The following is a 24,526-nucleotide window of genomic DNA, read 5'->3' as shown; positions in this document are numbered from 1 at the left end:
ACGCCGGTTTAGCTCAGCTGGTAGAGCAGCGGTTTTGTAAACCGAAGGTCGCGGGTTCGATTCCTGCAACCGGCACCATTTCCCCAATTCGGCGCCGGCGCGATCCTCGCTACGGCATCGAAGCTGCGCCGCCTATGGTGAGAGCGCGCAATAAGCGCTAGCTTCTGCCCGGGCGCCTGGGGGCAATCGGCGATGGCGAGCGACTCAACAGCATCCGGCAGCAGGGAACGGCGCCCCACCATATTCCTGAGCTATGCCCGCGCCGATCGCCGGCGCGCGGAAAAACTTGCACAGGCCCTTGGCGCCGCCGGCTTCGAAATTTGGTGGGATGCGCTGATTGAGGGTGGCGCGTCGTTCGCAACCTCGATCCGCGAAGCCCTGGACTCGGCCGACGCGGTGATCGTCCTATGGTCGCAAGCCTCGGTCGCTTCGGATTGGGTGCGAGACGAAGCTTCGCAGGGGCGCGATCGCCACCGCCTGGTACCGGTTTCGCTCGACGGCACCGCGCCGCCGCTCGGCTTTGGCCAATATCATGTCATCGATCTCGCCAAATGGCGCGGCAGGCCGGACGCCCCCCAGATCGCCGCCATCGCCCGCGCGGTTTCGGCAGCGATCGACCAGCCGTTTTCAGCACCTGCCCCGTCCCGACCGGTCTCGCGCCGAACCGCCCTTCGGATCGGCGCTGGCGCGGCGGTGGTCGTAGCAGCGGGCGGCGGCGGGCTCTATGCCTGGCGGCGCGGCCTGTTCGACGCGCGCGATGTCGCGGCCGACAGCATCGTCGTGCTCGCGTTCAAGAATCTCAGCGGCGATCCCGCCCAGGCATTTCTCGCCGACGGGCTGACCGAGGAAGTCCGCGCCGCGCTGGCCCGCAACGACGCGCTGAAGGTACTGGCGGCGACATCGTCCAAGGCGGCGCGAGACGCGGGGGAAGACGCCACCACCGTCGCGCGCAAGCTCGGCGTCGCCTATCTGCTCGAAGGCTCGGTGCAGCGATCGAACGACATCGTCCGCATCTCGACCGATCTGATCGACGGGCGGACCGGCTTCAGCAAATGGTCGAACAGCGTCGATCGCAAGCTGTCCGACATCTTCGCAGTGCAGACCGAAATCGCCGGCACCGTGGCGGAGGCGCTCTCGGTGCAGATTGCGACGTCCAAGCCTGCACCCGGCGGCACACGCAACGTGGCTGCCTATGAGGCCTTTCTGCGCGGCGGTTCGCTGTTCAATGCGGCCACGGACGAAGCGAGCGACCGCGCCGCCCTCGCGCAATATGACATTGCCATCGCGGCTGATGGCGATTTCGCTCTGGCACACGCCGCGCGCTCGCGCTCGCTCGCGGCGATTGCCGCCGAATATGCCAAGGCAAGCGAACTGCGCGGGCTCTACGACGCGGCGATCGCGGCAGCCAGGCGGGCGATCGAGATCGCCCCGGACCTCGCGGAAGCGCATCTCGCGTTGGGCTATGCGCTGTTCACCGGTCGCCTCGACGTGGCCGGCGCCGGTCCGGCCTATGACAAGGCCTATGCGCTCGGGCATGGCGACGCCGATATCCTGCTGCTCTTCGCCCTATATTGTGCCCGCGCCAGGCGTGGCGACGATGCGCGGGCGGCGATCCTGCGCGCGCTGGCGCTCGATCCGCTCAATCCGCGCACGCACCGCGCGGCGGGGTCGATCGACTATTCCGCGCGCCGCTACGACACAGCGATTCCGCCACTCAATCGGGCCCTGGAGCTCAATCCCAAGATATCGAACGCGCGCGGGCTGATCGGCCATTGCCTCTATCAACTCGGCAAGCTTAAGGAGGCGCGCGCCGCCTTTGTCGCCGAGCCACACGCCCTGTTCCGGCTTTCGGGCCTGGCGGTAGTGGAGAACCGCTTGGGCAATACAGCGGCTGCCAAGCAGGCGATGCAGCAACTCGTCACCGAACTGGGCGACAGCGCGCTGTATCAACAGGCCGAAGTGCAGGCCCAATGGGGACAGGCGGACGCGGCGCTGGCAACGCTCGAAAAGGCGCGTGCGGTCGGCGATTCCGGATTGATCTACCTCACCACCGATCCGCTGCTCGACCCGCTCCGCACGCGACCCGAATTCGCCCGCTTGCTCAAGGAATTGAAGCTCGGCTGAGCCACCGCGCTTCGCACTATCCAGCAGGGTGCGTCTGTGAGATGCTCATCGTTCCATTCAAGGAGGACGATATGGTTATCGGTGGACGCCCCGTGACCGACGCCACGGAAGATGAGCCCGAGGAAGAAATCGTCGATGAGCAGGAAGACGGCGACGAAGAGGAAGAAGGCGATGATCGCGGCAGCGGTGATTCACGCGGCAGTGGGGACTCGCGTGGCAGCGGCGATTCACGCGGCAGTGGGGATTCGCGTTAGTTCAGCCGATTGATCGACGGATCGGCGGCCATCGCGCGGTCGATCCAGTCGAGATAGTGCTCGCGGTCGATGCGGACATAGACGCCGGGGCGGGTTTCGTCCGCGCAGCCGTCTCCCCAGCTGACGATCCCGACCAGCACCGGCTCGCCATAGGTCAGCACCAACGGACCCCCGCTGTCGCCCTGACAGGTATCCGCGCCCGGTGCGCTCGCGCAAAGCATGTCGCCGGTGACGCGACCGCGATAGGCCGGGGCGGAATCGCAGTCTCGCGTCGTCAGGTCGACCTGCATCAGCGCCACCGACGAACGGCCATCGGCGCCGGGCTCGGTCTTGCCCCAGCCTGTGGCGGTCACCGCCACATCCGCTTCGACATCGGTGTCGTTGTCCTCGGAGCCGTTGAGCCGGATCATGTCCATATGGCCACCGGCATATGGGTCGCTCTCGTTGTCGCCGACGATGTGCACCAGCGCGATGTCGTTCAGATGCCGCTTCGCGTCATAGCCGGCGTGCTGCACCATGCGATCGATGCGGAAGGTCACGCCGTCCTGTAGCTCGAGGTTGCGCGCGCCCAGCCGCACCCGATAGCCCTTGTTGACCTTGTCCTGATCGATGCAGTGCGCGGCGGTGAGCACCCATTCGTCGGCGATCAGCGCGCCGCCACAGCGATGCGCGAGCTCCCATTGCTCCTTCTTCGCGCGCTCTTCCGGAGTATAGTCCTGGAAGTTCGAATAGATCTCGGCCTGCCAAGGCGCGCCGTTCACCAGCGCACGCTCGGAGTCCTGCGCCCGATAGTTGCCCAGCGCGGACGCCCCCGAAGCACTTGCCGCGAGCGCGATTGTCAGAATCAGGGCCCCGATCCGCATTGCCACTTCCAAGATCGCCATGCTCGAGCGGCAAGAATAGCTGCCGTAACCGCGATTTGGCAAAATAAATGGCGCCCATCCTTTTACCGCAGATATCGCGACAAACATCCTGAGATTAATGTCTTATATTTACGATATCCATCAAATCGGGCGGTTCGTCGTCATGAGCGACGCCATTCCGGTGAACATAGTGCCTTGAGGCCGATGCGCGGCATGCTAGCCATTGCGCGACAGGGGCAGAAGCGAGCGTGCCTGCGTGAATGATGAAACGGGTACCCCGCGGGGGGACGACGCCGAAGCCTGGCTGCCGCAAAGAACCTTGCGGATCGGCGTAACCGGGCATCGGCCGGCGCGGCTCGGATCGTCCGATCTCGACAAATTGCACGTCGAGGTATCGCGCATCCTTGCCGAGATTTGCAGCCTGGTCTCGCTCCATGGACCGACCGAAATCCGGCTGGTAAGCCCATTGGCCGAGGGAGCGGACAGCATCGTCGCCGATGCGGCGCTCGAACGCGGCTGGGCGCTGGACGCCGTGCTGCCCTTCTTCCGCGACGATTACGCCCAGGATTTCGCCCCCGGCCAGGCGCGCGACGCGCATCTGCGCCGCCTGGCGCAAGCCGCGGCGGTGTTCGAGCTGCCGGGCGAGCGAAGCGGCGAAGGCGGGGAAGCCGCTGCCTATGAGCGTGCCGGACGCATCACGTTGGCGCAGAGCGACCTGCTGCTCGCAATCTGGGACAGCGAGCCGATGCGCGGCCGCGGCGGCGCCGCCCAGATCGTTGCCGAGGCGGTGCTCCAGGGAATTCCGGTGATCCATGTCGATCCGGCGGACAAGCACCCGCCGGTGCTGTTATGGGACGGGCTCGAGGAAATTGATCTCGGCCAGCAGACGATCGATACCGTCGCGCGGGGCGATGTGGACAAGCTCGGCGCCCTGCTCGGCCAGTTGCTCGATCTGCCCGTAGAGAAACAGGAAGCCGCGATGCTGGAGCGATTCCGTTCTGGCGCGACCGGCTGGCAGAGGCTTGCGCTGGCCTATCCGCTGCTCCTGGCGGTCGCCGGCGTGCGGCGCCTGCGACGCACCGATTTTGGATGGACCAAACCCGGCGATACCGGCGCGGCCATCCCGACCTGCACGGGCACCCAGGATTTCGCGGATCGGCTGGATCGGGCCGCGCGTCCCAGCTTCGCGCGAGCCGATGCCGCCGCCACACGCTTCGCCCAGCTCTTCCGCAGCGGCTATGTGACCAATTTCATGCTCGCGGCGTTCGCCGTGCTCCTGTCGATGCTGGGGCTGGCGATGCCCGCTTGGGCGAAGCCCGAGCTGATCGTCCTCGAGGTGCTGACCATCGCCACGATCCTGCTGGTGACGCGCATGGGCAATAAGGCGGGCTGGCACCGGCTGTGGCTCGACAATCGCGCACTGGCGGAACGGCTGCGTTGCGTCGCGCTCTCCGCACAGCTCGGTGATCTCGATCTGCGCGGCGCGGGCGAACAAGCGGCCCTCTGGGTCGCGTGGTACACCCGCGCGTCCGCACGCCTTCTCGGGCTGCCGAGCATCCGTGCCGACCGGGCCTATCTCGAATGCGTGCGCAGCGAGTTGCGTCAGTTGATCCAGGGCCAGATCGCCTATCTGAACGCCGAGGCCCGGCGGATGCACCTTCTCGATCACCGGCTGCATCTCACCGGCACGATCCTGTTCGCGATCACTGCCCTGGCCTGTGTCAGCATGCTGATCTTCAAGGGCGCGTACGAGCTGGTCCCCGCGCTGTACGCAATCCAGTATCCCTTCTCGATCGGCGTGACGATCGTCAGCGCCGCATTGCCCGCGATCGGAGCGGCCATCTACGGCATCCGCATGCAGGGGGATTTCGCCGGGATCGCCGCCCGAGGAGAGGCGCTCAGGCACGATCTCGAAACGCTCGCCGGCGTCATCGATGCCGATACGCTGAGCTTCGACACCCTGCTCCGCCGCGCCCGTCGCGTCACGGATCTGCTGGCCGGGGACCTGGCAAGCTGGCTAAGGGCCTATCACGCCCGCCCGCTCACGCTGCCGGGCTAGGTCTGCCAGTCACTTCACCAGATCGGCGAGCCATTCCTCGAGATTGGTCCAGCCGTCGCCGTTGCGATCCTTGCCGCCGTCGCCGACGTCGTTCGGGTTCAGCCCATGCGCCTTCTCCCAGGCATCGGGCATGCCGTCCTGATCGCTGTCCCTGGGCGTGGGCAGGCTCTTGAGCTCGGGCCAGCCGCCGACGTCGCGCTGGCTGTCGATCTGCCGGCCCGTCCGGTCCCGAACGCCAGCTATCACGCGCGCATCGACCGGATCGCGCGCCTTGGACGCCCCCGCCTGCGCCAGCACGCTTGCATAGGCCGATGCTGCCGCTTCGGGCTTCACCCGGGCGACATCCACCGGTGCCGCCAGCCGATAGCCTTCGGGCTGCACACCGGTTACCAGGCTCCACGGATCGGTCGGGATCGCGCCATTCATGCTGTTGCCCGCGAACCAGGCCTTGGCCAGCATGTCGGATTCGTCGAACGCGATCGCCTTCTCGGACTGCGGTCCGGCGACATAGGCATTGTCGACGAAATTGTAGCGCGAGAGCGTTGCCTTGTCGGCATTGTAGCCCGAATGGCCCTTGCCCCAATTGTAGAAGACGTTGGAGCGGAAATCGAAGAATGCGCCCAGCGGATCGACCTCCGGCCCGCTGTAATTGCCGGGCCGCGGCATCCGCGCCTCGTGGTTCGCCCAGAGATTGTGGTGGAAGCTTACCTTCGCGCCCCGCCCGGCACGGATCAGGCTGCCATAGCCATGCTCGCCTTTGGCGTGGAGCGAATGGGTGAGCGATTCTGAGATGATCGACCATTGGACGGTCAGGTCGTAGTATCCCTCATCGGGGCTCGTATAATTGGCCGATGCCGACAGCGTCTCGTCCACCGACCAGCTCGCCGAGACATGATCGAGAATGATCCGCCGTCCCTTACTGACCCAGATCGCATCGGATTCGGTCTTCGATTCATCGCCCAGCCGCGAGCGGATGTAGCGGATCACGACATCGTCGGCCGACACCTGGAGCCGCTGGTCGCGCAGCGTGATGCCGTCGCCCGGCGCAGATTGGCCGGCGATCGTCACCCGGCCCTCGCGGACTACCAGCGGCTTCAGCAGCCGGATCGTGCCGGAGATGCGGAACAGGATCGTCCGCGGCCCCTTGGTCTCCACCGCCGCGCGCAGGCTGCCCGGCCCCGAATCCTCGAGATTGGTGACGAACAGCACCGCCCCGCCGCGCCCGCCTCGCGCAACCGCCCCCGCCCCTTCGGCGCCGGGAAAGGCAGTGACCGGCACGGGCGTCCGGTCGCCCGCATGCGCCGGCCACGCGCCGCCGAGCAACAGCCCGGCGGCAAGGATCCCGCGAACCTTCGTCATCTCGTTCCTCACCAAAATGCCCGGACAAGAAAATGCGACGGCGAGAGCCTCGCCGCCGCACCCTCCCCCCAGAAACTAGAAGCTGAGCCGCAGCCCCGCGGTGACGATCCGCCCGGTGCCGGCATAGGTCTGGCTCACCGGGTTCGCCGCATACATGGTGCGGTATTGCGGCTCGTTGGTCATGTTGCGGCCCTCGAGCGATAGCTTGGCGAAGTCGGTCACCGCATAGGAGATCGCGAAGTCGATGTTCAGCTGGTCCTCGTTATAGCCGAAGTCCGCGAACACCGGCGAGTTGCAGGGGCCGCCGCCCACGGTGGTGGTACCCACCGAACAGGTGCCGGTCGCCAGCGGGAAGCGGTTCACATAGCGGGTGCGATAGGCTCCCGAGACGCGCGCCGAGAATTTGCTGTCCTCGTAATAAAGCGTCGCGTTGAACGCGTCGGGCGAGGTGTTGAGGAACGGCCCCTCGGCATAGGTGTTCGCCGCGGTGCCCGAGATAGTCTGGCTGGTGTTGAGCACCGTGCCGGTCAGGTAGCTCAGGCTCGAGTCGATGTGCGTATAGTTTGCGGTCACACCGAAATGCTTGAGGAAGCCGGGCAGGAAGAAGAAGTCGGTCTGCAGATTGATTTCGATGCCCTTGATGTCGCCACCCGGTGCATCCTTGAACTGGCGAATACCCCAGGTACCGCCCGCCCGGGTGTAGTTGAGCAGCGCGGCGTTGGTGATGAAGCTCAGCACCTGCTGGTACACATCGGGCTCGAACACCGCGGAAAGCGGCGCCTCGAGCGCCACCTGCTGCGGGAACGTGTCGATGTTCTTCTTGAACAAATTGACCGCGATCAGGCCGTTGTGCGCGAAATATTTCTCGAAGCTCAGGTCGAGATTGGTCGCACGGAACGGGTTGAGATACGGGTTGCCCACCGTCAGCGTCGGCGCCGTGCCGTTCGAATTCAGGCTGGTCGTGAACGCGGTGGTGCCCGGCGTCAGGCTGGAGAGCTGCGGCCGCGACATCACCTTCGACGCGGCGAAGCGGATCAGGAGGCCGTCCATGACTTCCCAGTTCGCGTTCATCGAGGGCAGCCAGTCCCAATATTCGTTCTGGGCGGTCACCGCGAGACCCGCGACGCCGTCCGCGCCGCCGACATTGCCCGAACCCGAAACGCGGGTGTTGGCGACGCGCATGCCGACATTGCCGCGCAGCGGACGTCCGAGCAGGTCGAAATTATAGTCGACCTGGAAATAGCCCGACACGTCACGCTCGGTCACGCCCGAGCGCTGGCGGCCGTCGACCACGGCACGGAAATCGCCCCACTTGTTCACGCAGTTGCAGTTGATGCCGAACTGATTGATGAACTTGTTGATGTCGGGCGCAAAATAGCTGGTTGGCGTGCCCTGCGACACGGTCAGGCCCTGGCCGAAGCCGATGGTCTGGCCGAGATCGGTGATGTTGAGATGCGATTCCGCGAGCGTCGGGTTGATCGCTTCGATCGACTGGTTGCGGCGGCCCTGGTCGCCCTCATAGGCGAACTCCTTGGCCGTCGCGCCGAACTTGATCGACATCTCGGGCAGCGCTTCATAGGTGAAGTTGACCCGCGCCACCTTGAACTCGTTGTCCACGGTGTTGGTGAAATAGCGGATCGTCGACAGGCCCTTCACCAGCGTCCAGTTGGCCGGGTTCGCCACGTCGAAGCCCGGGTTGAACACCGGCATCTTGCCGTCGCCGCGCTCGTCGAAGACATAGCCGTCCTTGTCGATCGCATTGACCTCGGCGAGCAGGCCATAAGCGCGGAATTCCGATTTGGACCAGCCGCCGGTCGCATCGGCGTAGAAGTTCGGCGCGAACTCCTGATGGACGTTCAGCGTCACCTGCTTGAAGTCGGTCCGGCCGAACTGGGTGTCGGCGAAGCTGCGCCAATCGACATCGTCGAGCACCATGTAGTCGGCCTGGCCGGCGCCGTTGACATGGGCCTCTCGGATCTTGGTGTTCGGGCGGCCGAGCAACTCGTTGTAATAGCCGATCTGGTTCGCCGTCGCGACATAACCCGGCGAGGCCGGATTGTTGTAATAGTCGAACGGGTTGAGGTTGTTCGGATTGAGGCTGTTGAAATAACCCGCCAGCGGCGTCTGGCCGACGCCATTGCCCGCCTGATCGCCATTGCAGTCGATGATCGCGCTCGGCACGCAGTTCGCATAGAGCGCGACGCGGTCGGCATAGCCGTTCGCAGTCCCGATCGCGCGCAGGCCGGCGCTGCCGGTGGAGATCACGCGTGCATTGGTGCCGTTGCGGTTGAGGCCGATCGGCGTGATGCCGGTATTGTTGCTGTTCTGGTCGTAGCGCGAGAAGACGCCGTCGAGCGTGATCTCGGTGCCCGGATTGGGCTTCCATTGCATCGTCGCGGTGGCGCCGATCCGCTCATAATCCAGATATTGGCGGCCGACCGAGGGCAGGCCCGGGATGATGGTGGTCGGCGTCACTGCGGCATAGGCGGCCGGGTCCGAACCGAAGGTCGCGCCGGTGCCCGCCGTGCTGGGACGCGCGAAGCCGAAGGCGTTCGGCGTGACGCCGGCGATCTGCGAGTTGCGATAGGTATATTCGAACACGCCGATGTTGCGGCGATAGGCGTCGATCTGCTGGTCCTGCTTCTGGTACGCGCCGGAGACGAGGATGCCGAAATTGTCGGTCACATGCACCGACGCGAGGCCGGTGAAGCGCGGATTGAAGCTCTTGCCGTTCTCGCGATACTCGGCCTCGCCGCCCAGCGCGAAGCGATTGCCCTTATAGGCAAGCGGGCGACCCGTGGTGAGATCGATGATCGCGCCGAGCGAGCCTTCGTCATTCTCCGCCGCGGTCGATTTAGTCACCTTGATCCCGCCGAACAGCTCGGAAGCGAAGGTGTTGAAGTCGAAGCCGCGCGAGCGGTTCGCGCCGGAGTCGGAGTTGTTGCCGCCTGCGATGTTCTGCGCGTCGGCGCCGTTCAGACGCACCATTTGGAAATCGCCGCCCAGGCCGCGCACGGTGATCGTGCGGCCCTCGCCATTGTCGCGGTCTATCGAGACACCCGGCAGGCGCTGGATCGACTCGGCCAGGTTGGCATCAGGGAACTCAGCGATGTCCTCGGCCGTGATCGCGTCGACGATCTGGTTCGAGTTGCGCTTGATGTTGAGCGAGTTCTGCAGCGAGGCGCGGAAACCGGTCACCACGATGTCGTTCCCGGTCTGGGCGTCCACACCCGAGGCAACCTCGTCCTGAGGCGCCGTCTCTTGTTGGATGCCCTTGTCGCCCGCCACAGTCTGCGTCGGCACGTCGCTCTGCGCAAAGGCAGGCGCCGCCATCAGCATCGCAACACCTAGCGCGCCCAAAGAAGCGCCGCGCAGCGCCAAGCCAATGTTGCGCCGCGAAATACGCGTATCCACAGTATAAGGCATTTGATCCTCCCCCAGCCCAAGTCTCGCAAGCGTCTTCCCGCTTTGCGCCATCGAGCTGGTTTGGGACGCGACAGGTCGTCCGGAATCGCGCGCTTCCGCACGTCCGGTCATTACTGTTCCTGTCGCGACTCGCCTCCCCTACGCCCCGATACGGATCTTTGCGTCCGTCTTGGCGCAAGCGTTGTCGTCACGCTTGTTCGCAGCCTTTCTGTTCCACTCGCGCGGCTCATGTCAACCGGTGTCATAACCACGCCGGACAAATTCGTCAGATGCTGAGACAAAGCTGCAACAGGCCGGGATCCAGGCCCGGCCGACCTCCCAACACGTACCCAGCCTTGCAATGTAGGATTTCAAAGGCGATCGAAGGACCGGCTCTTTCTCATCGTCGAGGTCCCGAAAACTGCATTTTTCGGGAAGGAAGGTTTTTCCGCATACTGGGTGTCAGCTTTCAGCTTCGCGAAGCCGAATCCGCGGGAAGGTGCGGATTCAAGCGGATTTTTCGCCTTCACCTATTCCTCGCGCGGCGGAGCAACCGATGCGCGGTGAATCAGCGTGGACGGGAAAAGCGAAGGCTCCTCTACCGCCAGCTCGTCGCCGAAGAATTCGGTGAGCAGCTTGAGCGCGGCCGAGCGGCCCATCGAGATGATCGGCCAGTGCACCGTCGTCAGCGGCGGCCAGATATGCGAGGCGATCGCGGTATCGTCGAAACCGATGATCGAAAGGTCCTTGGGGATTTCCATCCCCCGCCGCCGCGCCGCATGCATCGCCGCCGCCGCCATCTCGTCGTTCGAGGCGAAGATCGCAGTCGGACGCGGCGAGAGGTCGAGCAGTCGGTCGGCCGCGGCCTGCCCGCTCTCGAAAGTATAATTTCCATCGGCGATGAGGCTGCGCGGCAGCTTGATGTCCGCCGCCGCCAGCGCATTCTCGAAGCCCTTGCGGCGTTCGCGCGCCGAGCGGAAACCGTGCGGCCCCGCGATCAGGCCGATGCGGCGATGCCCCAGCGAAATCAAATGGTTGACTGCTTCGGTCACCACGTCGCAATCGTTCGACGCGACGGTGTGCTCGGGCGTATCGAGCGCGGTCGAGCCCATGCGGACATAGCGGATGTCGAGCTCGCGGCAGAGATCGGCGAGCATCTCGTTCTCGGAAACCGGCGGCAGGATCAGCACGCCGTAGAGCCGCTGGCGCTCGAGGAAATTGCGCACGTCCGCCAGCATGGTGGAGGAACCGCGGTCGATCGGGCGAACGATCAGCTCGAACTCGGTGTCGCGGATCGCCTCCAGGATGCCCGCCTGCACGTTCATCACCATCTGCGCGTTGGGATTGTCGTGGATCAGCCCGAGCAGGAAGTTGCGCCGCAGCGCCAGCGCCCGCGCCTGGACATTGGGGACATAACCCAGGTCCGCGATCACCGCCTCCACCTTGGCACGGGTATCGCTGTTGAGCAGCGGCGATCGGTTGATCACCCGGCTGACGGTCTTCTTGGAAACGCCGGCGAGCCGCGCGACGTCGTTGATGGTTGGCTTGCCCGTATTCTGCATGAGACAAGCTATACCGGCTTACGGGACATAGCGATACTGTCCCGTGGACAGTATCACGGTAACCGGTGGACAGGCGCGATCAGCTGCCCGGCTGGATATAGGGCACCCGGGCGAACAGCTCGCGTTCCCATTTGCGCGGATCGTTCACCACCCGGCTGGTCTTGTCGAACACCATCGTCGCGCGGTTGGGCAAGGTATAGGGCGCCCAGCCTGGCAATCCCTTCGCTGCAGGCTTGCCGGTGCGGGCGAGCGCGGCGAAGGCGCCCATCACCTGCCGGCTGAGCCGCTGGGCCTCCGGGCCGGTACCGGTAAACGACCCCTCCGCCCCGAGCGTCCCGAACGCCAGCGCAATGTCCATCGTATGCGGCGCACCGCGATCGGGCTTAACCGGCGACTGGAAATCGACCTGATAGACCCAGGTCGCTCTGGCCCCCGCTGCGGCCCGGGCATCGGCCTCCAGCACCTGTCCCGGCCAGCTCCGCCCCGCCGTCGTGGCGCGGTAGAAAATCCGCTCGGGCGCATCGTCCGGGAAATGGGCCCGGTATTCGGCCACCACCCATTCGGGAAGGATGTCCATCCGTAGCTCGGGGGCCATGCGCCCGGCGATATTGTCCCAGGTCAGCCCCTTCACCTTGTCCGAATCTGGCGAGATGAACGCCCGCGTCTCGTCATGCGTGTTGCCCAGGATCATCGTGATCGCGTTCGACTGCGGATTGGCGTCGGGCCAGAAGGGATGGCGCACGAGCCATTTCATGTCGAGCACGGGACCGAAATAGACGCTGCCGCCCAAGATCGGATCGGTCGCCTCGGTCGCCTCGATCAGCTTCTCCATCGGCATGTCGAGCAGCGGCTGGAGATTGTCCTCCTTGACGCCCAGCTTCGCCAGATAGGCCTGGGCCCGCTTGGTGGCGTTGAGCGGGCCGGATGCGGTGACCTGCTGGCCGCTCATGGTCGCAGCCGAGTGGAACAGCCCCTTGGCGGCGGGCATCCCCATCAGCGTGGCGATCTTGGCCCCGCCGCCCGACTGGCCGAACACGAACACCCGGCCCGGATCGCCGCCGAACGCCGCAATGTTCGCCTTGATCCAGTGCAGCGCCAGGATCAGGTCGAGCTGCCCGGCATTGCCGCTATCGGCAAAGCGCGGATCGAAGCGCGCGAGATAGAGATAGCCGAATGCGTTGAGCCGGTGGTTGACCGTGACGACCACGACATCCTCGGTCGCCGCCAACGTTGCGCCGTCATTCTGTGGATCGGTGACGCTGCCGTTCGAATAGGCACCGCCGTGGAAATAGACCATCACCGGGCGCTTCCCTGCCTCAGCGCCCGTGGTCCAAATATTGAGGTAGAGGCAGTCCTCGGACTGGGGTTGGCCCAGCCCGCGTTGGGGCGCAACGGGCCCAAACTCGTCCGCATCCATGATCACGCGCGGAACGGGGAACGACGCCGAAAAACGCTCGGCTAGGCCATAGCGAATACCCTTGAACGCCCATGCATCGGAGCCGCTCTCGACATGCCGCGTGCTGGTGAATCGTCCGGAAGGACATTCGATGACGAGACGCGAGGGCCGGGCCAGCGCGGCGGCCGGCACCAGCATGAGCGCCGTACCCGCTCCGATCAGCGCCCTTCGCGAGATCCCGTCATCGGCGGACATCCAGTTCTCCCTCGAGGAACGCATCGATATCGGCCTGGCCGAACAGGCTGGCATCGCCGGGGAGCGAATGCTTGAGCGCGGTCAGCGCCAGCCCGGCCTCCGCCGCGTCCACCGCGTCGCCACCCTGGATGAGGCCGTGCAGTACGCCCGCCGCGAAGGCATCGCCCGCGCCGATCCGGTCGACGATGCCGGCGATCACCACCTCGTCGGTCTGGTGGCCGCCCGCGCGCGTGTCGATCCGCGCGGCGATGCGGTGGCTGTCGGCATCGACGACATGCCGCGCCGTCGATGCGATCAGCTCGAGCTTGGGGAAAGCCTCGAATGCAGCCTCGGCCGCCTCGCGGCGCCGATCCGGCCCGTCTCCCGAGAATTCGCGGCCGAGCAGCAGCGAGATGTCGCGGTGGTTGCCGAACAGGATGTCGGCCTGGCCGATCAGCCTGGTGAGAACTTCGCGGGGATTGCTGTCCCACGCCTCCCACAGCTTCGCCCGGTAATTGCCGTCGAACGAGACCGGGATGCCCTTCGCGGTAGCCGCATCGGCTGCGGCGATCGCGGCGGTGGCGGTGTTGTGCCCCAGCGCGGGCGTGATGCCCGACAGATGCAGCCGCGTTGCGCCCGCCAGCGCCTTGTCCCAGTCCCAGGCATGGGCTGCACGATCCGCGAACACCGAATGGGCGCGATCATAGACGACCTCGGAGGCGCGCAGGCCCGCGCCCGGCGTCAGGAAATACAGTCCCAGCCGGCCCGGTTCGGAGACGATCGTCGAGGTATCGACACCACGCCGCCGGAGCTCGCCGATCGTGGCCGCGCCCAGCGGATTGTCCGCCACCGCGCTCACCATCCGGACGCTGTGCCCCAGACAGGCGAGGCCGGTCGCGACATTGGCTTCGGCGCCGCCGACATTGACTTCGAACTTCGGCGTCTGAAGCAGCAGCTCGCGTCCGGGCGGCGAGAGCCGCAGCATCAGCTCGCCGAAGAAAGCGATCGTCATCGCGCCAGCCACCCGCCGTCGACCGCCAGGATATGGCCCTGGACATAGTCCGAAGCCGAGGAGGCAAGGAACACCGCGGCGCCGCCCATGTCGTCGGGCGAACCCCAGCGTCCCGCCGGAATGCGCTCCATGATCGAGCGGTTGCGGTTCTCGTCGGCCTGGAGCGCCGCGGTGTTGTTGGTCGCGATATAGCCGGGGGCGATCGCGTTGACGTTGATGCCCTTGGCCGCCCATTCATTGGCGAGCAGCTTGGTCAGCCCGCCGATGCCCGATTTGGATGCGGTGTAGCTCGGCACGCGGATGCCGCCCTGGAAGGTCAGCATCGAGGCGATGTTGATGATCTTGCCCCTGCCCTGCCCCACCATGTGCCGAGCCGCCGCCTGGCACAGGAAGAACACCGACTTCAGGTTGGTGTCGACCACCGCGTCCCAATCCTCCTCGGTGAAGTCGAGGCTGTCGGCGCGGCGGATGATGCCGGCATTGTTGACCAGGATGTCGAGCCCGCCGAGCTTTTCCACAGCTTCGTCCACAACCCTGTTCACAGGCTCGATGGTCGAGAGATCGGCAGAGATGATCTCGGCCTTGCGGCCCAGCGCGCGCGCTTTCTCGACGGTCTCCGCGGCAGGCGTGCGGCCCACCGCGGCGATGTCGGCGCCCGCCGCGGCGAGCGCCAGGGCGATGCCCTGGCCGATGCCGGTATTGGCGCCGGTGACGACGGCCACGCGGCCGGTGAGGTCGAACGGGTTCATCGCGCTCACGCCAGCTGGCAGATGTCGAGCACGTTCATGTCGGTATAGTCCTGGTTCTCGCCGGCCATTGCCCAGATAAAGGCATAAGCCTTGGTGCCGGCACCCATATGGATCGACCAGGGCGGTGAGATCACCGCTTCCTCGTTCTGCATCACGATATGCCGGGTGGCCTCGCCTTCGCCCATATAGTGAAAGACGCGGTCCTTGTCGGTGTCGTCGAGCTCGAAGTAGAAATAAATCTCGCTGCGGCGCTCATGAATGTGCGGCGGCATCGTGTTCCACACGCTGCCCGGCTTGAGCACGGTCAGGCCCATGACGAGCTGCGCGCTGTCGCACACGCCGGGGATCACCAGCTGGAAGATCGTCCGCTCGTTCGATTCCGCCAGGCTGCCGCGCTCGAGCGCATTGGCGTCGGCGATCGAAAGCTTGCGGGTCGTGAAGCCCTTATGCGCCGGGCATGAGGCGAGGTAGAAACGCGCGCCGGCGCCCGAGAACTGCACGTCCTTGGCGCCCATCGTCACGTACAGGCAATCCTTGTTGCCCAGCGTGAAGCTCTCGCCATCGACGGTGACAATGCCCTCGGTCCTGCCGACATTGACGACCGCCAGTTCGCGGCGCTCGAGGAACGGATGCCCGGCCGCCGAAGCCGGCTCGGTCTGGTCGGGAAGCTTGACCGGTGCCGAAGTCACCGCAACCCCGCCGATGACGAAGCGATCGGCATGGGTGTAGTTGAGCACGCATTCGCCGTCCCGGAACAGCTCCGAGATTAGATAGCGGTCGCGCAGCTCGTCGTTCGATACGCACTCCATCATGTCAGGGTGCGTGGCGTAATAAGTGCGATCGAACATTACATGCTCCGTGGTTTGAATGTGTTTTTCAGGCCGCCGCGGCGACCGGGGTCGGTGCTTTCGCGTCGAGCTTGTAGGCGCGCCGCACAAGGCCGTTGGTCAGCTCATAAGCCAGCTCAGCCGCTTCCCAGTCGAGCAGGCGCCCTTCGGCGACCAGCTGCGCGAGGAAGCCGCAATCGATGCGCCGGGCAACGTCGTGCCGCGCCGGGATCGAGAGGAACGCGCGCGTATCGTCGTTGAAACCGACGGTGTTGTAGAAGCCCGCCGTCTCGGTGGTCATCTCGCGGAAGCGGCGCATGCCCTCCGGCGAGTCATGGAACCACCAACTCGGGCCCAGCTTCAGGCACGGATAATGGCCCGCCAGCGGCGCCAGCTCGCGCGCATAAACGGTTTCATCCAGCGTGAAGAGGATAATCGACAAGTCGGTATTGGTGCCGAACCGGTCGAGCAGCGGCTTCAACGCATGGACATAGTCGGTCCGCGTCGGGATGTCGGCACCCTTGTCGCGGCCATGGCTCGCGAACAGGCCGCCATTATGGTTGCGGAAAGATCCCGGGTGGATTTGCATGACCATTCCATCGTCCGCCGACATCGCCGCCATTTCGGTCAGCATCTGCGCGCGGAACAGCTCGGCGTCCTGGGGGGTCCAGCTATCCGACAGGATCGTGCGGAACAGTCGCTCGGCCTCGTCATAGGAGAGGTTGGCAGTAGCTGCCGTCGGATGGCCATGATCGGTCGCAGTGGCGCCCGCCGCGCGGAAATCTGCGCGGCGCTTGCGGTGCGCGGCGAGATAGCCGTCCCACGACCAGACATCCTCGCCGGTCTTCTCGGCAAAGATCTTCATCGCGCCGGCGAATTGCTCGTGCTCGACATCGATCACCGCATCGGGGCGATAGGTGGTGACCACCCGGCCCTTCCAGCCCGAGGCGTGGATTTCGTGGTGCGGCGACAGATCGTCCTGCGGCCCCTCGGTGGTCGCGAGGAACTCGATCCCGAAGCGATCGAACAGCGCGCGCGGCTTGAACGCTTCGGTCGCGAGCTTCTCGTTGATCGAGTCGTAGTAGAGATCGGCGGTCGAGGCATCGAGCGCCACGTCGATCCCGAACACCTCGCCGAATACGTGCCCCAGCCACATGCTCGAAGGCGTGCCGCGGAACAGGTAGGTGTGCTCGGCGAAGGTGCGCCATGCGGTGCGCGGGTCGGTCCCCGGTACGCCCGCTTTGCTGGGCACGCAGAGGTCGTCGAGCGAGACGCCCTGCGAGTAGAGCATGCGGTAGAGATAGTGATCAGGCGCCAGCAGCAGCTCGGTGGCGTTCGACCAATTGGCGTTGGTCGAGAACCAGGTCGGATCGGTATGGCCGTGCGGGCTGATGATCGGCAGCCCGGCCACCTGGCCGTACAGCTCCCGCGCGATGGCGCGCGAGCGCTCCTCGGCGGGAAACAGACGATCGGGATCGAGCTTCAGGGGCTTAGGCACGCAAATCTACTCCTCAGACGACTTCGGCGCGCGCGAGGCGCGGTGAAAGCAGCTGCACCGACAACAGGGCCAGGAAATAGGCCGCACCCGCGGCGACGAACAAGGGCGTGTAACTGCCGAGTGCGTCCAGAACGTATCCGACATAGGTGGTGAAAACCATGCCGCCGATTGCGCCAAGCGTGCCGCCGATGCCGATCACCGAGCCCACCGCGTAGCGCGGGACAAGGTCAGACGGCAGCGCATAAAGCGTCGCCGAGAACGCCTGGTGCGCCGCAGCCGCCACGCCGATCACGAACACGCTGAGCCACAGATTGTCGAACTGCGTGGCGAACATCACCGGCAGCACGAAGCAGGCCGCGATCAGCATGGTGAGCTTGCGCGCCTTGTTGACGCTCATGCCCGCGTTCATGAACCGGCCCGACAGCCAGCCGCCAGCGATGCTGCCAACGTCCGAGATCAGGTAGATCGCGGCCAGCGCCAGCGCCGCGGTCGGCGTGTCCCACGAGGTGAGGTTCAGGCCATATTGCTTGCCGATATAGCTGGGCAGCCAGAACAGATAGAACCACCAGATCGGGTCGATGAAAAACTTGCCGAGCGCGAACGCCCAGGTTTCCTTGCGCAGCACCAGCTTGCCCCACAGGTTCTTCACCTTGACGGCGGGGTCTGCAGGGTCCTGGCTGATATGCGCGAGTTCGGTTTCGCTGACCTTGGCATGACCGTGCGGGCTGTCGCGGAAGATCGCGAGCCAGGCGATCAGCCAGGCCACGCCGAACACACCGGTGACGACGAAGGTCATGCGCCATCCGATCGCGGGCACCATCGCCCAGATCAGCAGCGGCGTGCAGATCGCGCCGACATTCGATCCGGCGTTGAACAGCCCGATCGCGAACGCGCGCTCCTTGGCGGGGAACCAGTCGGCCACCGCCTTCACGCCCGCCGGAAAGTTGCCCGATTCGCCGATGCCCAGGCCGAAGCGGGCCATCGCGAACTGGGTGACGCTATGGACGCCGCCATGCGCGACGTGCGCGATCGTCCAGATCACTACCGCTATCGCATAGCCGAAGCGTGCACCGATCGCGTCGACGATCTTGCCGAACCCGAGATAGCCGATCGCGTAGGCAGCCTGGAAATAGAAGACGATGTGCGCATAGTCCGTCTCGGACCAATGCAGCTCCTTGGCGAGATCGGGCTTGAGCACCGCGATCATCTGGCGGTCGATATAGTTGATCGCGGTCGCCGCGAAGAGCAGCCACACGACGACCCAGCGATATCGCCCTACGCGATCCGTCGCCTTGGCGATGATCGCCTCACCAGATGCCGCCATCAACCTCTCCCTATCCCTTTTATCCGGCTCAACCCTGGCGATTGCCGCCGATCGTGCACCGTACCCGCATATCCCGCCCGAACCGAGCCTCGATCGCGGCGCCCGGACGCACTTGATGGACGCCGGTGACAGCGCCTGTCGAGATCCACTGACCGGGAGCCAGCGGCAGATGCCGGCTGGCGGCAAGTTCGAACAGGAAACGGACCGATCCGAACGGACCATCGAGCATCTCGCCCGCGGTGCCCGTGCCGGCCACTTCCCCGTCAATTGTTAGCGCTACCGGCCACTCAAGGAAATCCATATTCGCTGGCACCGCGGCACCGATCACTAGCCCGTTGTTGTTGCCGAAATCGGACACGGTGATCGCCGGGCCATGATCGTTGATCCCCGGGAAGGGCGAGCTGGCGACTTCGATGCCGACATGGATCGCGTCGACGAAACGCGCCGCTTCCTCGTTGGTCCAGGCACGGTCGAAGCTTGTCGGCAGGCTGCCGATACGCAGCAGGAACTCGGCCTCCGCGGCGCCGAAGCCGTCCGCGAAGATCGGCATGACCGGGACGCCGTCCGGAGAATCGATCACGCTGTCCGCGAAGATCGGGCCGGTCAGCCGATTGGTGCCGAAGCGACCGATCAGCGGATCGGGGATACGGCCGACCTTCCATCCGGCGATGCGTCCGCCGAACAGGCCGATCGCGCGCTCCTGGATGCCATAGGCCTGGTCCAGCGTCTCGGGCAGCTCGCCCGGATAATCGGGAAGCGCATTGCCGGCCTGGCGCGCTTCCACGAACGCGTGCGCAATGGCGTCAGCCGGTTCACGTCCTTCGTTCAATTCGATTTCCCTCTATGCACGCTTCGAAATGAGTCTCTCGGCACGCCCGCGAACAAGCGGGTATCCGAACCCCTGCGCTACGCGAGGGGACGATGCGCCCGCCTCCAGGCTGCCATCCCGTCATGCCGCGCACGGAAGTCCGTCTGCCATGTGTCGATTGCCGAGCGGTCTCCATCTCCCTTTGCCTCATCCCCGTCTGATGCGGGCTATGCGGCGTGACGCTGATGCTACCGGTGTCAAGCATTTACGTCAACGCGCCTTGTCTCCGGTTGACAGCGAATTACTGCGGCTATAGCGTCGTGACACCGGTTACCCGTAACTGGCGAGCGAGACCATCGAAGAATGGCCGCTCTACGAGAGGATGGCGATAGTCACAGCTGAAAAGGGCCACACCCTCCTCTCGATTCGAGTCGATCGCGTCGGCACGCCGATGTGGATCGCATCATGATCGGCGTCGCGAAAAGCGGCGTCCTGGGAGGCGTAGGATGAAGATTCAGGTTTCGAAAGCACCCCAATGGGGATTGAAGGCGCTTAGCGGCGCGTCGCTGGGCGCCCTTGCGCTCGGGCTGATGCTCCCGGCGACCGCCTTTGCCGGTGCGGATCCCGACGACAAGGTCGCGGGGAAAGCGGAGAGCGCGGCGGCCGCGCCGCAGGACGTGCCGCCTGCTCCGGAAGCCGCGCCGCAGGAGCAAGCCGGGGACGAGATCGTCGTCACCGGCTTCCGCCAGTCGCTGGGCGCGGCGATCGCAGTGAAGCGCCAGTCCGTCTCCTCGGTCGACGCGATCGTCGCGGAGGACATCGCGAAGTTTCCCGACCAGAACCTGGCGGAATCGCTCCAGCGCATCCCCGGCGTCTCGATCCAGCGCGACGCGGGCGAAGGCCGCTCGATCACCGTCCGCGGCCTCGGCGCGCAGTTCACGCGGGTACGCCTGAACGGCCTCGAGACCGTCGCCACCTCGACTGACGGCGCCAGCGCCAATCGGGACCGCGCCTTCGATTTCAACGTCTTCGCGTCGGAGCTCTTCAGCAGCCTGGTCGTCCACAAGACCGCCGAACCCTCGCTCGACGAAGGATCGCTGGGCGCCGTCGTGGATCTCAACACGGGCAATCCGCTGGGCGGCAAATCGGGCCTGACCGCGGTCGCCAACATCCAGGGCAGCTACAACGATCTCAGCAAGAAGGTCGGGCCGCGCCTCGCCGGCCTGCTCTCGTGGCGCAACGCGGACGGCAGCTTCGGCGTCGCCGTCTCCGCCGCCTATCAGAAGACCAACAATCTCGAGCTGGGCAACAACAGCGTGCGCTGGGCGCAGGCCCGCTTCGACTCGGTCAACGGCACGCCCTGTTTCTACACCACCCAGGCGGGCGCTACCGCGGCACCCAATAGCGGCGGCTTCTACCGCCCCAGCGCGATCTGCGACCAGGCCGCGCTGGCGTTCCACCCGCGCATCCCGCGCTATGGCGAGGTCCGCCACGACCGTGAGCGCCTGGGCATCACCGGCAGCGTCCAATGGGCGCCGACCGAGGCCACCAAGATTTCGCTCGACGGACTCTATTCGCGGTTCAAGGAGACGCGTGAGGAGAAATGGGGCGAGGTGCTGCTCCGCTCCAACGAACGCTCGATCGACCTTAGCAATTTCACCGTTGATTCGAATAACACCATGGTCACCGGCACGCTGAACGATGCCTGGGTCCGCACCGAACATTATCTGCGCAAGTCGAACACCGAATTCTACCAGTTCGGCGGCAGCTGGGATCAGGATCTCGGCGAGGATTTCCGCTTCACCGTGCTTGGCGGCTTCTCGAAATCGAATGCGGACATCCCGGTCGAGACGACCTTCGTGTTCGACGATCGCGATGCGCAGGGATATAGTTTCGACTATACCGACATGCACTTCCCGAAGCTCACCTTCGGGACCAGCGTGACCGATCCGGCCAACTTCCAGCTCGCCGAAATCCGTGACCGCCCGTCGAACGTCACCAACAAGTTCCAGACCGCGCAGGCGCGCTTCGAATGGGACGCGAACGAGATGTTCACGGTCAAGGCGGGCGGCGTCTATCGCAAGTTCACCTTCGATTCCGTCGCCTTCACCCGCGACGCGGTGGTGTGCGGCAATGGCGGGCTCGACGTGGTGCTCAAGCAGATCACCTGCTCGCCCTCGTCCGCCTTCGGGCCGACCGCAGTCTATGGCTTTGCGGCCACCGGCCTCAGCGAGTCCTTCAACATGGGCGATGCCGGCCAGCCGGACGGCAACACCAATAGCTGGATCGTCCCGGATATCGCCAAGTCGGCTGCCTATACCGGCCTCTATAGCCGCACGCCGGCGATCGACGCGGGCAACACCCGCAGCGTCAGCGAGAAGGTGACGGGCGGCTATCTCCAGTTCGACATCAAGACCGACGCGCTGGGCTTCGACGTCGCGTTCAACGGCGGCGTGCGTTACGCCCATACCGATCAGACCTCGAGCGGCCTCAACAGCGGCGTGCTGGTCACGGTCGATCGCAGCTATGACGATTGGCTGCCCTCGATGAACCTCGCGCTCTACCCGACCAAGGACATCATCGTCCGCGCGGCCGTAGCCAAGGTCCTCACCCGGCCGACGCTGGGCAATCTAACCCCCGGCGGCTCGGTCGACGGGTTCAACTACCGGGTCACCTTCGGCAATCCCTTCCTCGATCCGTTCCGCGCGACGGCCTATGACTTCGCGCTCGAATGGTATTTCGCGCCGCAATCGATCGCCTCGATCGCGGTGTTCAAGAAGGATATCGAGAGCTTCCCGGTCACCGCGGTCACCAGCGGCACCTTCGCGTCGACCGGCCTGCCGCTATCCGTGCTGCCGCCGAGTTCCCCGGCCTTCATCAACCCCGAGGGCCAGCTCTGGTCGATCACGGGCAACGTCAACGGCAAGGGCGCAAAGCTGAAGGGCATCGAATTGTCGGTGCAGGCGCCCTTCACCTTCCTGCCGGGCTTCCTGAGCCATTTCGGCGGGATCGTGAACGCGACCTTTGTCGACTCCTCGGCCAATTATACGGTTGCGGGGCCGACGGTCGCGACCTGCGTTCCGCCCGCAAATCCGGCTGCGGCCTGCACCTTCGGGCCCAATGTCGGCGCGTCGCGCACCTCGACGCTGTTCGGTCTCTCCAAGACCGCGCTGAACGGCACGCTCTATTATGAGGATTCGAAGTTCAGCGCCCGCGCCTCGGTCAGCTATCGCGGACCCTATGTCGACGCCAATTCGGGCACCGGCAACGTGTTCGAGGGCTATAACGAGGCGGTGAACGTCGACGCATCGGTCCGCTACAAGCTCACCGATTGGGTCGAGCTCTCGGTCGAGGGCGTGAACCTCACCGACGCCTATCGCGATCGCTACACGGATCTCGATGCGAACCGGAACTATGAGTATAATCACTTCGGCCGCACGATCCTGTTCGGCGCGCGCCTGAAGCTCTGAACTTTTCGGAAATGAGGGGCCGCCGCATCCGATCGGACGCGGCGGCCCTTGCTATTGCAGCTTGTCGACGAGCGCGCCGTTGACCCGGACATTCTCCAGGCGCAGCCGCTCGGTGTGGCGGATCACGCTCGGCTCACGCACGCCCTCGAAGCTGCAGTCGCGCAGGGTGATGTTGGTGACGGGCGCCCCCGGCAACCCCTGGCTGTCGATCACCCGCACCGCGTTCCTGGCGCGCAACCGCTCGATCACGACATTGCGCAGCTTGGGGACGAACGGCCCGTTCGCGCCCTCCTCATAGTTGAAGTCGCACGTCACCGCCGCCTTGCCGACCTGGCCGACATCCAAGTCGCGATAATAGAAATTCTCGAGCAGGCCGCCGCGCAGCGCATTGTTCTTGAAGCGGATCGCATACCAGAGATCGGGGCTGTCCATCACGCAGCGCTCAGCGAATATCCAGCGCGCGCCGCCCGAGATCTGCGATCCGACCACGACGCCGCCATGCCCCTGCTTCATCCGGCAGTCGCGGATCAGGATGTTCTGCGACGGCATGGCCAGCCGCCGTCCGTCGGCGTTGCGCCCCGAATTGACCGCGATGCAATCGTCGCCGGTGTCGAACACGCAATGCTCGATCAGTGCGCCGTCGACCGATTCAGGATCACATCCGTCATTGTTCGGCCCGTGTCCCAGGATGTCGACACCGCGCACGGTCAGGTTGCGGCACAGCACCGGGTGGATCTGCCAGAAGGGCGCGCCGCGCAGCTTGACGCCCTCGATCAGGACATTTTCGCAATCATAAGGCTGGACGAACGCCGGCCGCAGATAGGAGCCGTCGCCGAACACGCGCTTCTCCACCGGCACGCCAGCCTCGGCCATCTCGAACAGCCGCGCGCGCGCCGGGCGCTGATCGGGCATGCCTTCGCGCCAGCCATGGTCGGTCGTGCCGCCCCACGGGCCCTTCCATGCCCACCAATGCTCGGCGCTGCCCTGGCCGTCGAGCGTCCCCTCGCCGGTGATCGCGATGTTCTTCTGGCGACGCGCATAAACGAGGGGGGAATAGTTCATGCACTCCATCCCCTCCCAGCGCGTGAAGACGATCGGATACTGCGCCGGGTCGGTCGAGAAGAGCAGGGTCGCTCCGGCCTTCAGGTGCAGGTTGACGTTCGACTTCAGATGCACTGCTCCGGTGAGGAAGCGTCCCGCGGGCACCAATACCCTGCCCCCGCCCGCCGCATTGCAGGCCGCTATCGCTTTGGCGATGGCGTCGGTGTTGAGCGTCGTCCCGTCGCCCTTCGCGCCGAACTGCGTCACGTCGAAATCGCGCGCCGGAAACACCGGCGGCTTGACGCTGCGCGCGATGTCCGCCGCGCGCGCCCAGGGATCGGCGGGTGCGGCTGAAGCGATGCCAGGCAGCATCGAGCAGACGGCGCCCGCTCCTGCATGAAGCAACAGGTCGCGGCGCGACGGGGTGATCAGCATGCGGCAGCTCTCCAGGACTCGGTCTTTTTGACACCGGTTCCCACGAGACTGTCCGGGGCCGGGTGCCAGGTCAAGCGCCGATGCGCGCTCGTCGCATCCCCGTCGT

Annotated in this window: 16 protein-coding genes and 1 tRNA gene; 5 read left to right on the top strand and 12 right to left on the bottom strand. The window is 65.3% G+C overall.

Going from position 1 to position 24,526, the window contains the following annotated elements; translation table 11 throughout:
• Positions 1-2: 2 nt before the first annotated feature.
• The 3 genes from IAG41_RS01380 (at position 3) to IAG41_RS01370 (ending at position 2,378) form a co-directional block, all read left to right on the top strand.
• Positions 3-78: transfer RNA gene (locus IAG41_RS01380), tRNA-Thr, on the top strand.
• Positions 79-192: 114 nt separating this feature from the next.
• On the top strand, positions 193-2,124 hold the full coding sequence (locus IAG41_RS01375) for a TIR domain-containing protein (protein WP_187726795.1): 1,932 nt from the start codon (positions 193-195) through the stop codon (positions 2,122-2,124).
• Between the two features lie 92 nt (positions 2,125-2,216).
• A complete protein-coding gene (locus tag IAG41_RS01370) occupies positions 2,217-2,378 on the top strand; it encodes a hypothetical protein (RefSeq protein ID WP_222950453.1) in 162 nt (53 codons plus the stop codon).
• Here the strand turns inward: IAG41_RS01370 and IAG41_RS01365 are convergent.
• Entirely contained in the window at positions 2,375-3,241 is an 867-nt protein-coding gene (locus IAG41_RS01365; protein WP_187726793.1) for a S1 family serine peptidase, read from the bottom strand. The two genes, IAG41_RS01370 and IAG41_RS01365, sit on opposite strands and share 4 nt — an antisense overlap.
• Before the next feature lie 256 nt (positions 3,242-3,497).
• Between IAG41_RS01365 and IAG41_RS01360 the strand changes: the two genes are divergently transcribed.
• Positions 3,498-5,300, top strand: coding sequence for a hypothetical protein (locus tag IAG41_RS01360; protein WP_187726792.1), 1,803 nt, complete (start codon positions 3,498-3,500; stop codon positions 5,298-5,300).
• 9 nt (positions 5,301-5,309) lie between these two features.
• Here IAG41_RS01360 and IAG41_RS01355 read toward each other — a convergent pair whose 3' ends face one another.
• From IAG41_RS01355 to IAG41_RS01310, 10 genes are all read right to left on the bottom strand, one after another.
• Positions 5,310-6,659 (bottom strand): pectate lyase, encoded by a 1,350-nt coding sequence (locus IAG41_RS01355; RefSeq protein ID WP_187726791.1) that lies wholly within the window; start codon positions 6,657-6,659, stop codon positions 5,310-5,312.
• Between the two features lie 75 nt (positions 6,660-6,734).
• Complete coding sequence (locus tag IAG41_RS01350; protein ID WP_187726790.1) at positions 6,735-10,085, bottom strand: TonB-dependent receptor domain-containing protein; 3,351 nt, start codon at positions 10,083-10,085, stop codon at positions 6,735-6,737.
• Positions 10,086-10,594: 509 nt separating this feature from the next.
• Positions 10,595-11,626 carry a LacI family DNA-binding transcriptional regulator gene (locus tag IAG41_RS01345; protein WP_187726789.1) on the bottom strand — a complete coding sequence of 344 codons (1,032 nt, stop codon included), beginning with the start codon at positions 11,624-11,626 and terminating at the stop codon, positions 10,595-10,597.
• A 79-nt stretch (positions 11,627-11,705) separates the two neighbouring features.
• Positions 11,706-13,277, bottom strand: coding sequence for a carboxylesterase/lipase family protein (locus tag IAG41_RS01340; RefSeq protein ID WP_187726788.1), 1,572 nt, complete (start codon positions 13,275-13,277; stop codon positions 11,706-11,708).
• The gene (locus tag IAG41_RS01335) at positions 13,264-14,268 is read right to left on the bottom strand and encodes a sugar kinase (RefSeq protein ID WP_187726787.1); all 1,005 of its coding nucleotides are present in this window, start codon (positions 14,266-14,268) and stop codon (positions 13,264-13,266) included. The genes IAG41_RS01340 and IAG41_RS01335 overlap by 14 nt, the downstream gene beginning before the upstream one ends.
• Positions 14,265-15,017, bottom strand: coding sequence for a 2-dehydro-3-deoxy-D-gluconate 5-dehydrogenase KduD (kduD, locus tag IAG41_RS01330; protein WP_187726786.1), 753 nt, complete (start codon positions 15,015-15,017; stop codon positions 14,265-14,267). Before kduD ends, IAG41_RS01335 begins: the two co-directional genes overlap by 4 nt.
• A 5-nt stretch (positions 15,018-15,022) precedes the next feature.
• Positions 15,023-15,865 carry a 5-dehydro-4-deoxy-D-glucuronate isomerase gene (gene kduI / locus IAG41_RS01325; protein ID WP_187726785.1) on the bottom strand — a complete coding sequence of 281 codons (843 nt, stop codon included), beginning with the start codon at positions 15,863-15,865 and terminating at the stop codon, positions 15,023-15,025.
• Between the two features lie 28 nt (positions 15,866-15,893).
• Complete coding sequence (gene uxaC, locus IAG41_RS01320) at positions 15,894-17,342, bottom strand: glucuronate isomerase (protein WP_187726784.1); 1,449 nt, start codon at positions 17,340-17,342, stop codon at positions 15,894-15,896.
• Positions 17,343-17,355: 13 nt separating this feature from the next.
• Entirely contained in the window at positions 17,356-18,666 is a 1,311-nt protein-coding gene (locus IAG41_RS01315) for an MFS transporter (protein ID WP_187726783.1), read from the bottom strand.
• A gap of 28 nt (positions 18,667-18,694) precedes the next feature.
• Positions 18,695-19,501 carry a 2-keto-4-pentenoate hydratase gene (locus IAG41_RS01310; RefSeq protein WP_187727815.1) on the bottom strand — a complete coding sequence of 269 codons (807 nt, stop codon included), beginning with the start codon at positions 19,499-19,501 and terminating at the stop codon, positions 18,695-18,697.
• Between the two features lie 479 nt (positions 19,502-19,980).
• Here IAG41_RS01310 and IAG41_RS01305 point away from each other — a divergent pair, with 479 nt between their 5' ends.
• A complete protein-coding gene (locus IAG41_RS01305) occupies positions 19,981-22,944 on the top strand; it encodes a TonB-dependent receptor (protein ID WP_262408415.1) in 2,964 nt (987 codons plus the stop codon).
• Between the two features lie 51 nt (positions 22,945-22,995).
• On the opposite strand, the gene IAG41_RS01300 is transcribed toward IAG41_RS01305, so the two are convergent.
• Complete coding sequence (locus IAG41_RS01300) at positions 22,996-24,420, bottom strand: glycoside hydrolase family 28 protein (protein WP_187726782.1); 1,425 nt, start codon at positions 24,418-24,420, stop codon at positions 22,996-22,998.
• Positions 24,421-24,526 lie beyond the last annotated feature (106 nt).

Origin of the sequence: Sphingomonas sp. JC676 (genome assembly GCF_014489075.1) — a bacterium.
Classification (GTDB): domain Bacteria; phylum Pseudomonadota; class Alphaproteobacteria; order Sphingomonadales; family Sphingomonadaceae; genus Sphingomonas.
This window is presented reverse-complemented; position numbering and strand designations above follow the sequence as displayed.